Annotated in this window: 15 protein-coding genes; 9 read left to right on the top strand and 6 right to left on the bottom strand. The window is 54.9% G+C overall.

What is annotated here, in order from left to right; all coding sequences use genetic code 11:
* Both CPT76_RS40600 and CPT76_RS27035 read right to left on the bottom strand, forming a co-directional pair.
* The coding region (locus CPT76_RS40600) for a copper amine oxidase N-terminal domain-containing protein (protein WP_258168836.1) at positions 1–660 on the bottom strand (660 nt) is incomplete at its 3' end.
* A 229-nt stretch (positions 661–889) separates the two neighbouring features.
* On the bottom strand, positions 890–1,666 hold the full coding sequence (locus CPT76_RS27035) for an ABC transporter ATP-binding protein (RefSeq protein WP_105445109.1): 777 nt from the start codon (positions 1,664–1,666) through the stop codon (positions 890–892).
* Positions 1,667–2,009: 343 nt separating this feature from the next.
* On the opposite strand from CPT76_RS27035, the gene CPT76_RS27030 reads away from it, so the two are divergent.
* Positions 2,010–2,474: an acyl-CoA thioesterase gene (locus tag CPT76_RS27030; RefSeq protein WP_105445108.1), complete on the top strand. Its 465-nt coding sequence runs from the start codon at positions 2,010–2,012 to the stop codon at positions 2,472–2,474.
* A gap of 71 nt (positions 2,475–2,545) precedes the next feature.
* Positions 2,546–3,214, top strand: coding sequence for a ribonuclease H (gene rnhA, locus CPT76_RS27025; protein ID WP_105445107.1), 669 nt, complete (start codon positions 2,546–2,548; stop codon positions 3,212–3,214).
* Between the two features lie 307 nt (positions 3,215–3,521).
* Here the strand turns inward: rnhA and CPT76_RS27020 are convergent, their stop codons facing one another.
* Complete coding sequence (locus tag CPT76_RS27020; RefSeq protein WP_258168835.1) at positions 3,522–4,496, bottom strand: beta-galactosidase trimerization domain-containing protein; 975 nt, start codon at positions 4,494–4,496, stop codon at positions 3,522–3,524.
* A 122-nt stretch (positions 4,497–4,618) separates the two neighbouring features.
* Here CPT76_RS27020 and CPT76_RS40595 point away from each other — a divergent pair, with 122 nt between their 5' ends.
* From CPT76_RS40595 to CPT76_RS27000, 4 genes are all read left to right on the top strand, one after another.
* Entirely contained in the window at positions 4,619–5,149 is a 531-nt protein-coding gene (locus CPT76_RS40595; RefSeq protein ID WP_258168834.1) for a helix-turn-helix domain-containing protein, read from the top strand.
* Positions 5,150–5,286: 137 nt separating this feature from the next.
* Positions 5,287–5,991, top strand: a complete 705-nt coding sequence (locus CPT76_RS27010; RefSeq protein WP_258168833.1) for an FAD-dependent thymidylate synthase — start codon at positions 5,287–5,289, stop codon at positions 5,989–5,991.
* A gap of 97 nt (positions 5,992–6,088) precedes the next feature.
* Positions 6,089–6,415, top strand: coding sequence for a hypothetical protein (locus CPT76_RS27005; protein WP_105445106.1), 327 nt, complete (start codon positions 6,089–6,091; stop codon positions 6,413–6,415).
* Positions 6,416–6,457: 42 nt separating this feature from the next.
* Entirely contained in the window at positions 6,458–7,438 is a 981-nt protein-coding gene (locus CPT76_RS27000; protein WP_105445105.1) for a Gfo/Idh/MocA family protein, read from the top strand.
* A gap of 65 nt (positions 7,439–7,503) precedes the next feature.
* On the opposite strand, the gene CPT76_RS26995 is transcribed toward CPT76_RS27000, so the two are convergent.
* Entirely contained in the window at positions 7,504–7,896 is a 393-nt protein-coding gene (locus CPT76_RS26995; protein WP_105445104.1) for a hypothetical protein, read from the bottom strand.
* A 203-nt stretch (positions 7,897–8,099) separates the two neighbouring features.
* Here CPT76_RS26995 and CPT76_RS26990 point away from each other — a divergent pair, with 203 nt between their 5' ends.
* Together CPT76_RS26990 and CPT76_RS26985 are read left to right on the top strand one after the other, a co-directional pair.
* Positions 8,100–9,113 carry an AraC family transcriptional regulator gene (locus tag CPT76_RS26990; protein ID WP_105445103.1) on the top strand — a complete coding sequence of 338 codons (1,014 nt, stop codon included), beginning with the start codon at positions 8,100–8,102 and terminating at the stop codon, positions 9,111–9,113.
* A gap of 185 nt (positions 9,114–9,298) precedes the next feature.
* Positions 9,299–10,093: an SDR family NAD(P)-dependent oxidoreductase gene (locus CPT76_RS26985; RefSeq protein WP_105445102.1), complete on the top strand. Its 795-nt coding sequence runs from the start codon at positions 9,299–9,301 to the stop codon at positions 10,091–10,093.
* 103 nt (positions 10,094–10,196) lie between these two features.
* Here CPT76_RS26985 and CPT76_RS26980 read toward each other — a convergent pair whose 3' ends face one another.
* Complete coding sequence (locus CPT76_RS26980; RefSeq protein ID WP_105445101.1) at positions 10,197–10,943, bottom strand: YqcI/YcgG family protein; 747 nt, start codon at positions 10,941–10,943, stop codon at positions 10,197–10,199.
* Between the two features lie 193 nt (positions 10,944–11,136).
* On the opposite strand from CPT76_RS26980, the gene CPT76_RS26975 reads away from it, so the two are divergent.
* A complete protein-coding gene (locus tag CPT76_RS26975) occupies positions 11,137–11,952 on the top strand; it encodes a helix-turn-helix domain-containing protein (RefSeq protein ID WP_105445100.1) in 816 nt (271 codons plus the stop codon).
* Positions 11,953–12,057: 105 nt separating this feature from the next.
* Here the strand turns inward: CPT76_RS26975 and CPT76_RS26970 are convergent, their stop codons facing one another.
* Positions 12,058–12,645 carry a histidine phosphatase family protein gene (locus CPT76_RS26970; protein WP_105445099.1) on the bottom strand — a complete coding sequence of 196 codons (588 nt, stop codon included), beginning with the start codon at positions 12,643–12,645 and terminating at the stop codon, positions 12,058–12,060.
* Positions 12,646–12,725: the final 80 nt, after the last annotated feature.

Genomic DNA, 12,725 nt, shown 5'->3' with positions numbered 1-12,725 from the left:
AGCGTCAAAAAAGGTGCCGTTGACGGCTACCTTTGCGCCGCTGCGCTTGGCGATGCTGGAGAGGTCTTCGACCTTGCCTGGCGTATTCCCGGCGAGTACGACATCCAGCTGAATTTTCGGATGCAGCAGGTCGATCGTCACCGTCTGGGCGGAAAACGATCTGCCGCCGACTTTATACGTTTGGCGTGCGCTCACGATCGGGTTTTTCAGGGCTTGTCCCACGTTTCGGGTAACGTAGGGGAGATACTGTTCCGCTCCTTCCCTGGTCAGCTTGACGGCTGCTTCGTCCTTCTGCCAACTGGCTTCAACGCCGAGCTTGCTGACGATGAGCGACAGCGGTACATAAACCGAGCCGTTCTCGCGGAACGGGGCGGCGGCTAGAGCGAGGCTAGCGCCGTCGAAAGCGGCGGACTTCTGCGCGAGGTGAAGCGTCAGGCGGTGGTTGCCCTGGAAAATGTCGAGCTGCTTGGCGGCATCGTTCCACTGGGTGGTCACGCCTTCGAATTCGCTCAGGGAGCGGACCGGCAGGAAGGAATAGCCGGTTTTTGCATCGACGATCACGACGTTTTTGACGGCCGAAGCGGCGGAAGCAGGTGCGGATGGCGCAAGGCACACCCAGGTGAGGCACATGATGAGTACTGCGGTTAACCATTTTTTCATGCTGCAAAAATATCCCCTTTGTCTCGAAATATAAACCAATGTTCAGGAAATCATTTCCTTACTAATATATCGGCTTACAGAGCGGGAACTTTGAGCCGGATGTCATCAGGTTTATTCGCTAAACTATGCTGGGCGAAGCCGGACAAGCTCTCGATGGTGCAAGCATAAAAAAGGAGGAACTTCGATCAACGAAGCCCTCCTTTTGCGATCCGCCCTGTAATCGCAGCGCCTATTCCGCTACGCGCACGTATACCCGGTCTCTGTGACGGTCAACCTCCACCGGTGATTCGAACAGGTCGCTGAGCGTGTCCGCGGTCAGCACGTCCTCGGTCCGCCCGCTGCAGACCGCCTCGCCGCGTCTCATCAGCAGCACGTGGCTAAATGCCGGCAAAATTTCCTCGGTGTGGTGCGTGACGTAAATGAGCGTCGGCGCGTCCGGCTGCAGGGTCAGCTCCCGGATGCTGTCCAGCAGCTTCTCCCGGGAGAACAGATCCAGCCCGTTGCACGGCTCGTCCAGAATCAGGATGCGTGGATTAGCCATCAGCGCGCGGGCAATGAGCAGCTTCTGCTTCTCGCCCTGTGAGCAGGTCCGGTATTCGCGGTCCCACAAATGGCCGCAGTTCATCGTTTCCATCAACTCGCGGGCACGGTCGAAGTCCTCATCGCTCGTTTTGTCGTACAAGCCCACCGTGGCGTGCTTACCGCTGACGACGATGTTCTGGGTGCGGTCCGATCCGTACAGACGCTCCTGAAAGGAGTTGCTGACCCAGCCGATCGATTTGCGCAGCTCGCGCAGGTCCACTTCCCCGAAGCGGTGCCCCAGCACACTGACCGAGCCCTCGGACGGCCAAATATAGCCGTTGACGATGTTCAGCAGCGTCGTTTTGCCCGAGCCGTTCAGGCCCAGCAGCGCCCAATTCTCGCCGGGCTTCACCTGCCAGCTTACATTTTTCATTAACGTATGCTGCCCGCTTCTCCACGTAATGTTCTCGATATCGATGATCATCAGGTTCCCTCTCTCTCTTGATCCGCAGTCGGATACATGCTGTTCTTCACATGTTAAAACAAATCCCGGTCCTGTCAATACCTGAGCCAAAGAAACGGCAAAGGATAACGTCCCCAGGATGCTCTGATCACTGGCCCCGTCTGACGATTTCCTTAAATCATACGACGCGGGGAAAAGGGCTGTCGCCGCGATAATTGCTGAACGGGGGGAGCATTTTTTGCTATAATGGGCATCAGACAGCCGGAAATCGGGGCCTGATCCGGCCAAGCCGTCAAGCCGATGGGGAATCTCACGTGCTTGTACGCAGGCAGGGGAACAGCGGGTCCACAAAGGAGACATTTTCATGAAAAGGGAAAGCTTTATTCAGCCGGATGCTGCAGGCTGGCTGCAAAAGTTTCATTTTTCAATCCCGATCAAGGTGCGCTACTGCGAGACGGATATGCTTGGACATGTGAATAACGTCAGCTATTTTATGTATTTTGAACAGGGCAGAATCGAATACTTCGAGCAGCTCGGGCTGTTTGCCGACTTGTTCGGTGAGGAGAAAGTGATGGTGGTTGCCGACCTCGAGTGCCAATATCTCGCCCAGATGTACCGCAGCGATCCGGTGCAGCTCCATGTGCGGGTGGCGTCGATCGGACGCTCCTCCCTAGACATTGAGTATGCCGTCGTCGCTTCAGGAGCACTGAAGGCGGCCGGACGCGGCGCGGTCGTGCTGATCGAAACGAAGAGCGGGAAGAGCACTCCGCTGCCGGAGGAAATCAAGGAAGTCATCCGGGCGTTCGAAGGAACGGGTCTGGCGCAATAGCCGTCTGCTTGGAAGAACGTAACTGTCGATGGGGAAAAAGATGCAGAAGCAGATAGGAGCAAATTCTAGTTATGGCAAAGCAAAAATTTTACGTCGTCTGGGAAGGGCATAAGCCGGGAATCTATACGTCTTGGCCGGAATGCCAGGCTCAGGTAAACGGGTATACGGACGCCAAATACAAGTCCTACGAATCGCGCGCAGAGGCGGAAGCGGCTTATGCGGGCGGATGGAAGAAAAACTGGGGTAAAGCCAAGGCGTCGGGCTCAGCCGGAGGTTATACGTCCAAAGCAGCCAAATCCGGCAAGCCGTCTGCGTCGGCATCCTCGATGGAAGAGATCGATTACGACAGCATCTCGGTGGATGTCGGTACGCGCGGCAATCCCGGCCCGGTCGAGTACAAAGGCGTCGATACGCGGACGGGGGAAATTCTGTTCTATGTCGGGCCGGTTGAAAATGGAACGAACAACCTGGGCGAATTTATCGCGATCGTCCATGCGCTGGCGTATTTGAAGCAGAAGGGCAGCAAGAAGACCATTTACACCGACTCGAAGACGGCGCTTGCTTGGGTGCGCAACAAGAAACCGGCAACGACGCTGGCCCGTACCGAGAAGACGCGGAAGATTTGGGAGCTGACGGACCGCGCCGTGCAGTGGCTGCACGAGAATAAGTACGAGAACAAAATTGTGAAGTGGAAGACCGAGGAATGGGGCGAGATTAAGGCGGATTTCGGCCGGAAATAAGGCTAAAAAGCCCGGAGCAGCTAAGAAGCGCTCCGGGCTCTTTGGTTTGCGAGTGAGCAAGGTTTAGGCGAAAGCATAAACATGTAGTTCGCCACCGCTTGTATTTTTGCGTAAGTATGTGTTTACGCGTATCTGTACTGTGCTTATTCGTGAGCATAGGGTTACGCGTAAGCCTGTATGTCCGAGTATGCGTGTAGTTTCGTTTCGAGCAAGCGTGTGTGATTGCGAGTACGCGTGCGTTTGAGAGAAGCATGTGTTTATGAGATGGGGGCGTGTGTCTCGGGTAGAGACAGGCTGCCGCTGCTCGCTATTTCCCTTCCGGCTGGCCGTAATCTAGAACGACCATTTGGTGGCACTGCCACTCCGGCAGCTCATACGAGACGAGGCAATCCTGCTGCCGGAAATCGATGGGCGTCATCTGCGGCGCCAGGTATACGCCGGTGACCGGCTCGGAAATCCGCAGCTCCGCGGTCGTTCCGCGGATCGGGAGCAGGTCCTCGATCACTTCAATGTTACGCCCGCGCTTCACCGGCGAGGCGTACAGCGAATGATGAACATAACGCTTCTGGTCCGGCTGATGCTGAACCGTTGTTACGCCCTGCGCGGGAAGGTTCGTACGCAGCGTCTTCTCCGGCAGCAGACGGTTCAACGCGTACAGGACGGTTTCCTTTAAAACGAGGCTTCCCTTGGAAGCATAATCTTCGAACACGTTCCAGGCGATATAAATTCCGTTCGCATGCTCCACCATGCCCGGCCCGCCGTACTCTCCGCTGTTCGGTGTATGCTGATGGGAGCAGAACGTGAACGCGTCGCGGTTAAAATACGGATTTTCCCGTTTGCCAAGCTCGGTTCCGCCCTCGGCAAGCGTCACTTTCTGCCCCTCCGAATAGAAAATAAACGCCGATTCCTGCAGGCTAGCGAGCGGATGCTGCGGATGGTAGTAGTCTGGACGGAACGGATTGACGCCGGCGTGGCGAACGCCCAAGTCGATGGCGAATTCGCTGTCGTCCGGCTTCAGGCCCGATTCGCCTGTAGCAAGGATGCGCCCGCCGCCGGCCAAAAAGCTGTCCAGCTTGGCCAGGATCGCATCGTTGACCCGGATCCGGTCGGGCAGGATCAGAACGGCATACGGGCTGAAGTCGGCTTCCAGGTCGACGACGTCGAACAGGATATGCCCTTCCAGCAGCATGCGCACCGCGCCGGCGTCCGGATCGCCGGTGAAGCTGTCGTGGCCGCCGGTCGCCTGATGGGTGCCGGCCGCTTCCACCGACAGCAGCGCCACGTCGGCGACGTTGACGGCGTCACGGCACCACGCTTCTTTGGCTTCAACCTCGGCATAGGCCGCGCCGATCAGCCGGTAGGTGGCTTCGATCCATCGCGCCGAGCGGATGCAGCTGGTCCCCGATGGAGCAGGCAGCGCCGTTCGCCAGGCCTGAGCGCGGCTTCATACCGCAGGGCCCTTTTCACCTGCTCCAGCCTTTGCTGGACCGGATGGTGGAGCTGCATCGCGGTTTTGCCGTGGAGCAGTCCTTGAAGCTGCAGGTGCTGTTCTGCGACCTGCTGGAGCTGCTGCAGGCGGATTTGGGGCGCAGGCCGGGCTCGCGATCGGCCGCTCTCGCCCGGGAGACGGTCAGCTATCTGCAGCGCAGCTGGAATGAGCCTTTTCGCTCGGAGGAGCTTGAGGAGGCGCTGCATTTTCAGTTCGACCACATCACCCGCTGCCTGAAAAAGTATACGGGCATGACGCCACTTCAGTATGTGCAGCATTTGCGGATCAGCCAGGCGATGGTTCTGCTGGAGCAGACGTCGCTGACGGTGCAGGAAGTGGCGGAGCAGGTCGGCATTCCGAGCGCGAGCTTTTTCGGGAGGCTGTTTCGGGACCGTACGGGGATTTCCCCGGGGCAGTACCGCCAGCGGCGTCAGAGCCATTTATAGAGATTGGCAGCGGTCAGGATTCGAGCCAGGAAGGCTTTCTTTTACCGCATGGCGAAATAAAAAAAGCGGACCTTTTTTCGAACACACAACATCGAAAGAGTGCCGCACTGCTGTAGAATGAACTTAAGGAGGACGGTATGTCGACCATCGAAGTGCTGGATCAGGGCTATGTTCGTTTAGTGAATCATATGGGATCGGACTTAACCGTCGTGAATGCGGCCCGTGTCTCTTATGCCAAGCAGTCGCTGGAGTTGAACGAACGGGACGTGCGGCTTATCAAGTTCCTTGCCCGCGAAGGGCATACGTCGCCTTTTCGCCATGCCATCGTTCAGTTTGAGGTCTATGCCCCATTAATGGTGGCCAGACAATGGTGGAAATACGTGGTCGGATCCGCCCATTATGAGGGAACCGGCGACAGCTTGGAGGCATGGAACGAATCAAGCCGGCGATACATAACAGAGGACCCTGCATTTTATATCCCAAAGGCAGGCGAGTGGAGGCTCCAACCGGAAAACTCCAAGCAGGGCAGCGGCGGAGAGGTGGATTGGGAGATTAGGCGTGAAGCATACCCAAGAGCTGATGGGTTATGTGGAGCTTGGCATTTCCAAGTACGAAGCAGCTTTGGCGGACGGCATTTGCGCGGAACAGGCCCGGTTGTTACCTTCCCGCTTACGGGATGTATTGTACGCTGGTACTGGACGGCGTCGGTTCAATCCGTTGCGCACTTCCTGTCTCAACGGCTGGAGCATGATGCGCAAAAAGAAATCCAGGAGTACGCGAAAGCGGTACTCGAGCTGATCAAACCGTTATTCCCGTTTCGCTGGGGAGCTTCTTGGAAATGAGGAATAGCCATCATCGTTCATGCAGCAAATTTCGTATGGTTTTTCGCATATTCAAGGAAATCTGGGTTCACCGGTTGAGTTCAAGGAGTGAAAGAAGATGAAAAAGTTGTTGCTCATTTCTTCTTTGCTGCTGCTACTATTTCTCAGTGCATGCCAAAACAAGTTCAGTTCGGATGCTTGGATCGATCATCCAGGGAAGCGGTACCGTATGGTCGAAGATTTGTTGGTAAAAAGCGACCTTAAAGGAATGACACAAGACGAAATTATCAGTTCATTGGGAGAGCCTGAGCAAAGGATAACGAGCCCCGTTCCTCAGTTTGTTTACTATTTGGGAAGAGCGGGCTTAGGGGTTGATGATCTTCTATTTAAACTGCAGTTCGATGCAAACGGAAAACTGGAAAGTCATGAAATCACCCATGACTAATAGTCTATCATTCGTAATCTAACTTTGAGGAGGAATAATCACATGCCGAAAACGATTCAATGGGGTATTTTGGGAACGGGCTGGATTGCGTCACAGTTTACGAAGGATCTTGCTTTTGCGGAAAATGGGGTGGCAGCGGCCGTAGGCTCCAGAACGCTCGACAGCGCTTCGCGCTTCGCCGCTGACTATGGAATCGGGAAAGCATACGGCAGCTACGAAGAGCTGGCAAACGATCCGGACATTGACGCGATCTATGTCGCAACGCCGCATCCTGCACATAAGGAAAACGTCCTGCTGTGTTTGAAGGCGGGCAAAGCAGTATTGTGCGAAAAGCCTTTTACGGTGAACGCGGGCGAACTGGAGGAGGCCGTATCTTATGCCAAGGAGAACAAGGTTTTTCTGATGGAAGGAATGTGGACAAGATTTCTTCCGGTTATCCGCAAAGTGAGGGAATGGCTGGATGAAGGGCGAATTGGTGACGTTCAGCTCGTCAAAGCGGATTTTGGATTCCGTGCCGGCGTCAATCCGGAAGGCAGACTGTTCAATCCGAGCCTTGGGGGCGGGGCGCTGCTGGATGCCGGGATTTACCCCGTGTCTTTTGCATCAATGATCTTTGGGGCTGAACCGGAGGAAGTGTCGAGTACCGCTCAGATCGGCAGTACCGGCGTGGACGAGCAGTTCTCTGTCCTGCTCTCCTATGGCCTAGGCAAAACCGCACAGCTGAACGGGGCCATACGTCTGAATATGGACAATGAAGCATGCATTTACGGCACGGAAGGGTATATTCGCATTCCTTCCTTTTTGAACGCGACCAGAGCTGCGTTATATGTCAACGGCAGTGAAGAGATTTTTGAAGATGACCGGACATCGCTCGGATATGCGTTTGAAGCAGAGGAAGTGGCAAGATGCCTGGCGGAGGGGCGGACCGAAAGCTCGGTCATTCCGCTTGAAGAGTCGGTGGCGATTATGAAGCTGCTCGACCGGATCCGAGGTCAATGGGGACTTCGTTATCCATTTGAGTAAGTTGGCCATCATACCATGGGGACCTGCTGCCAATATAGGAGCAGGTCTTTTGGTGTCTACACTAATTAATCAACAACCTTTTTACGGTATATTACGGCTGTAACTAGGGAGAAAATACCGAGGGAGGAGACCAGAAACAATACGGTTACATCCTGGATATAAACATAAATAGCCCCAACTAACGCTAACCCGGCTGCATTAAAAACAGCAAGTCTTGTCACAAGCGATCTTCTTGCGAATGCTGCCGCAGCGAAATGAAAAAAACTTACCACGGCATGAAATCCATACAGTATCAAAAAGAAGAACACAAACACGACGAAGTCCCCCGGGCCGCTAACGTATGGGGTATCGGATACCAGCGAATTGTTGATATGGACGACAAGGGCACCGCTTAAAATGCTTAGAACAAGGGAGAGAAGGCAGAGGTTGACCACCAGTTCTTTTTTCGCGATATCCATGATATATCTCCTGAATTTGGCTTTTTCTATATCATAAACCATTCTTGGCTGGAAAGCCTAGACCGGGGTTCGTCGAAGATTTGTCACTTTTTGCTGGTTTCAGAGCGATAAGGACAGGTACTATAATAGCTGTACGTACATCCATGACGAAGGTCGCCTATCCGATTACAACGAATGCGACTGCTTAAAGGAGGCCCGCAGCGATGAGCTCCTATATTTCTGAACGCATAAAAATTCCGCCGGGATTGTGGGCAGGATTCCGTCAACTCGGGATTGCCCCGCATGACGTTGCCCGCAGCGCAGGACTCCCGCTTACGATCATTGCAGAACCCGAGGTCACCACGGCCCAATATTTCGCCATTTGGCAGGCTTATTCCGAGCTGGCCGGCGACGTCGCCCAAGGCATCATCCAACTGGCGACCGTCTTTGAAACGGCGAAATATCCGCCGACCGTTTTGGCGACGTATCATGCCCGTGATTACCGTGACGCGCTGTACCGGATGGTCCGGTACAAGCAAATGTGTCCCCCCGAGAGCCTGCACATCACCGAGGAGGGAGAGCACTGCACCATCGAGCTGGGCTGGCTGCATCCCGGGGAGTCCGGCCCGCCGGTGCTGGTTGGCATCACGCTGGCATGCCTCATGGAGCTTGGGCGCCGGGGGACAGGGCAGCCTGTGCAAGCACGGTCCGTTGAATTTTCGCAGCCGATGGGTGATATCCAGACCCTTGAAAGTTATTTCGGCTGCCGGATCGAGGTAGGTGCGACAGGCAACCGGCTGACGCTGCACCTGCGAGATCTGGATCGGCCTTTTCTATCGTACAACGAAGAACTGCTGGACATTCTGACTCCCGCGCTGGATCGGTCGCTTGATGAGCAGCAGCGCAGCCGCTCGTTCCCCGAGACGGTCAAATGGATTCTGAAGCGCAGCCTCACGGCAGGGCGCCCCGACATTCAGGCTGTAGCCAAAGAGCTCGGGATGAGCGACCGTACCTTGCAGCGCCGGCTTACAGAGGAGAACACAAGCTTTAAGCACCTGCTGACGCAAGCCAGACATGAGCAGGCAAGGGAATATTTGGCGGACCCTTCGCTTGGTATTAAAGAGGTCGCTTTCCTGGTTGGATACGAAGACCAGAATTCGTTCTACCGGGCCTTCCGGCTTTGGGAAGGAAATACGCCATCCCATTGGCGTGCTGAACATGTAAGTGCGAACTCGTGAGCAGAAGGACAGCGAGCAGAGCCCGATTATCGATAGATTTCCAAACCTCGGCTTGCTTCGGCGTGTCGGGATATTCTGTTATTTTATTGGCGCGTATAGCAAGAACGTTGGCGCAGCAGGCTAGTTACTGAACCCTCCTGGTCAGGTAATATTATCTCTATCCGGAGTAAAAGGAGTTTTTTGTTATGGATATGGGATTACACAATAAGACAGCGTTAGTTACAGGATCTACGAAAGGGATCGGAAAGGCCATTGCCATCGAGCTGGCCAAAGAAGGCGTTCATGTACTCATTAACGGCCGAAACGATGCAGAGGTAGAACAAACGGTGAATGAAATCAAGGCGAACTTCCCGGCGACCTCTCCGCAGAAGGCGACGGCCGATCTTGTAGATAAAGGGCAAAGAGAAGCTTTGTTTGAAAAATTCCCCCAGGTTGATATTTTGGTGAACAATATGGGAATCTATGAGATCATGTCATATGAGAACGTTGACGACGAAGTGTGGGAAAGCTACTTCCGCACGAATGTTCTTGCCGCCAACGGACTGACCAAATTCTATCTGCCTAAGATGCTGAAGCAGGATTATGGGCGGGTTCTCTTTATTGCGAGCGAGGAAGCGTTGATGCCTTCGGGACAAATGCCTCAGTATGCCGTGACCAAGTCGATGCTGTTATCTCTGTCGAAGAGCTTGTCCAAATTGACGAAGGGCACCGAGGTTACCGTGAATACGATCATGCCGGGACCGACCCTCTCTGAAAATGTGCAGCAAATCATTGAGGGGATGTACGCTGACGAAGATTTGACCTTCTCGGAAAAAGAGAAGAGATTTATGGCGGCAGGCCTGCCCCAATCCGAAATTCAGCGGTTTATCCGGCCGTTTGAAATCGGCAGATTGGCTGCTTTTGTATGCAGCCCTTATGCATCTGCGTTCAAAGGCGCTCCGATCCGTATGGATGGGGGAATGGTGCCGACGATTTTTTAATCGATGTTGTTGTGAAAAAGAACCTTGGGCGGGATCCCGAGGTTCTTTTTGGTATTTCGCAGCCCGCAGGGGCATCTGCTGCTTGATCGAGAGCCAAACCGTTCTACTTCCCTGCCCGCTCCGTTATTGCCCGATGGAAGGGGCATCGGGCCGGCGAGGTGTCGTCATCCCGCAGAAAATACTGCTTGTATTCAAGATTTCCCTGCGATCCGTAAGGCTTTAATTCCGGATGGGCCGGCGTTGTGTCGTATGCGGCCAGGCGGGCACGGATCCGGGGAGCGATCTCGGCCGCTTTTTCAGGATAGGCGTTCCACTGGTCCAACACCCAGCGCGGCGTCAAAGCCAGCATGAAATAGGGGAAGCTTCGGCTCTGACGGGACGTATGTGCCGGGGTGCCGCAGTAGACGAAATACCGCTCGCCATCGTAACAGAACTCCCACAGCGCCTGCTCCGGGTCTTCCGGAATGTCCTCCGGCCACGGCGTACGATCTAAACGGCTGACCTGGTTCAGTAAGTTCCAGAATACATCTTCATACGCCAGAACCTCTCTAACGTTCTCCTCCGCCTCGAAAAAAACAATCAGGGAGGAGTAATCCCCGAAAGCACGCGAAGCTCTGCCATACTCGGCAATGATCTGCGCGAGCTCCGGCCCTGCCGAATCGTCCCAGGGGCTTGGCGCAAAACCGTAACGGAGATGACCGAGCGCAAACGCCCTTGTGGCCGGAATGCAGGGGAACCGGGCTTCACGGTCCGTCATCTTGGCCGCAAACCGCCGGCAGGCCTCCTTCTTCCAGGCTTCCAGAGAAAGCTCTTCATTTTCGATGTCCGTATACTGCAGCAAAAGCGGCATGAACAGCCCTCCTTTTACCTACAGCATACGCCCAGGGGCAAAAGGGTGACTGTGCAGAAGCCCATGCTTTAGCCCCCTGCCCATCATATTGGTTCCGATCATGGTATGTTTTCGGGCCAAAATAAAGATTGAACGCCCTGCTGCAATCCATTTACAATGAAACTATCTTCCAGGCCAAAGGAACGATGCATAGATGACGACAACAACCTTGTGGAATCAAACGCTGCATCTGGTTTCTCATGCATATTTCGAGCGTAAGGAAAGGTTTGAAATGGATGTGGATTGTTACTCCGTCTGGGTGCTGTTTGCCGTGGAATCGGGCAAATTTTATTACCGGATCGGGGAGGAACGAGGGGAGGCGGGGGCCGGAGACCTGGTGTACTGCCCGCCGGGGTTTACCTTTGAACGGGAGATGGTGTCTCCGCTCGCGCTTCACTATATCGGCTTTGAAATGGTGGGGGAGGAGCAGACGGAGCTTGTCCCGCCGCTGCCGACGTTTTTGTCGCGCCCGCTTGACAACAAACGCCTCGTTTCCAATTTTGCCTATTTGCGAAAACTGCATTTAGCGACAGAACCACGGCATGTGCTGCGCAAGGACATGATCATGAACGACATCTGGCAGCTCGCCTGCGAGGTGTGGGAAAGAGAGCATCTCCATGATGAGCAGCAGCTGCTGGCCGACTCGGACGATGTGCTGATGAATCGTGCAGCCGAATGGATTTACCAGAATGGGTACACCCCGTTCAGCATGAGGGAGCTGTCGGATTCGCTGAACCTCAGTCCCGTCCAGTTTACGCGCCGGTTCCGGAAGTCGTTCCGGATCGCTCCTTCGGACTTTGTCCGGTCTTTGCGAATCAGTAAAGTGGCCGAGTTGCTGCTGGATACCGATATGACGCTGGACCAGATTGCCACCTGCTGCGGATATGAGAACGGCTTGTATCTAAGCCGGGTGTTCTCCAAAAATATGGGCATGAGCCCATCCAAATACCGCGAGCAGAATCGGCTGTAACCGGGCTCTGGTGTCCTTGTGAGGGAAGACAGGGCAAGGCGCCGGCGTCCGGTCGATTTCACATGCCGGTGATGACAGGCGCCCCGCTGTCCGCGTCCCGGCCTGCTAGCCCTTGGTCACTTCCAAATGCTTGATGCAGTCGTAGAGCGAATAGGTCCAGGCAGTATCCTTCAGAACGATGGTCGTAACGGAAGTGTTGCGCAGCTTGACGCCCGTCGACTCATCCTGCATCAGTTCTTTTAAGGTTTGCCCCAGAAAATAGCCGTGCGTGACGGCGAGAATTTTCTTTCCCGGAAATCTGGCTGCCATCTCTTCCACAAAGCTTCGGCCGCGGGCCCGCATCATCTCATCCGTTTCCTGCTCCATGTCCAGCTCGTGCCAACGGGCTCCCCAGCGCTGGACCCTTTCCGCTTCGGTCGTATCGGCGATTTTGCCGCGGTCCATCTCGCGCAGGCGCACGTCGTAGAAATCGACAGGCTTCTTGATTTCGGCCGCGATGATGTCGGCCGTCTCCCGGGCGCGCCGCAGGTCGCTGGAAATAAACAGATCCCACGGCTCCCCGGCCAGCCGCTTGGCAACCAGCGCAGCCTGCATTCTTCCGGTTTGGTTCAGCGGATTTTGCGTATGCCCCTGCGCCCTGTTCTCGATGTTATGATCGGTTATTCCATGCCTGACAAACGTAATTGATGTCACCGATTTGTCCTCCTAAGCTTTTTCTCCGATTGTAATCCAGTCCTACCAGGAATGAATCTAACACTTACCGGTTTACGCCG

Origin of the sequence: Paenibacillus sp. AR247 (assembly GCF_002968895.1) — a bacterium.
GTDB lineage: Bacteria > Bacillota > Bacilli > Paenibacillales > Paenibacillaceae > Paenibacillus_AQ > Paenibacillus_AQ favisporus.
The sequence above is the reverse complement of the archived record's forward strand: the minus strand, read 5'-3'. Positions and strand labels throughout refer to the sequence as shown.

Bases quoted from the DNA above. Each gene is read 5' to 3' on its own strand.
- CPT76_RS27035 (WP_105445109.1), bottom strand. From the start codon at position 1,666: ATGATCATCGATATCGAGAACATTACGTGGAGAAGCGGGCAGCATACG.
- CPT76_RS27030 (WP_105445108.1), top strand. From the start codon at position 2,010: ATGAAAAGGGAAAGCTTTATTCAGCCGGATGCTGCAGGCTGGCTGCAA.
- rnhA (WP_105445107.1), top strand. From the start codon at position 2,546: ATGGCAAAGCAAAAATTTTACGTCGTCTGGGAAGGGCATAAGCCGGGA.
- CPT76_RS40595 (WP_258168834.1), top strand. From the start codon at position 4,619: ATGGAGCAGGCAGCGCCGTTCGCCAGGCCTGAGCGCGGCTTCATACCG.
- CPT76_RS27010 (WP_258168833.1), top strand. From the start codon at position 5,287: ATGTCGACCATCGAAGTGCTGGATCAGGGCTATGTTCGTTTAGTGAAT.
- CPT76_RS27005 (WP_105445106.1), top strand. From the start codon at position 6,089: ATGAAAAAGTTGTTGCTCATTTCTTCTTTGCTGCTGCTACTATTTCTC.
- CPT76_RS27000 (WP_105445105.1), top strand. From the start codon at position 6,458: ATGCCGAAAACGATTCAATGGGGTATTTTGGGAACGGGCTGGATTGCG.
- CPT76_RS26995 (WP_105445104.1), bottom strand. From the start codon at position 7,896: ATGGATATCGCGAAAAAAGAACTGGTGGTCAACCTCTGCCTTCTCTCC.
- CPT76_RS26990 (WP_105445103.1), top strand. From the start codon at position 8,100: ATGAGCTCCTATATTTCTGAACGCATAAAAATTCCGCCGGGATTGTGG.
- CPT76_RS26985 (WP_105445102.1), top strand. From the start codon at position 9,299: ATGGATATGGGATTACACAATAAGACAGCGTTAGTTACAGGATCTACG.
- CPT76_RS26980 (WP_105445101.1), bottom strand. From the start codon at position 10,943: ATGCCGCTTTTGCTGCAGTATACGGACATCGAAAATGAAGAGCTTTCT.
- CPT76_RS26975 (WP_105445100.1), top strand. From the start codon at position 11,137: ATGACGACAACAACCTTGTGGAATCAAACGCTGCATCTGGTTTCTCAT.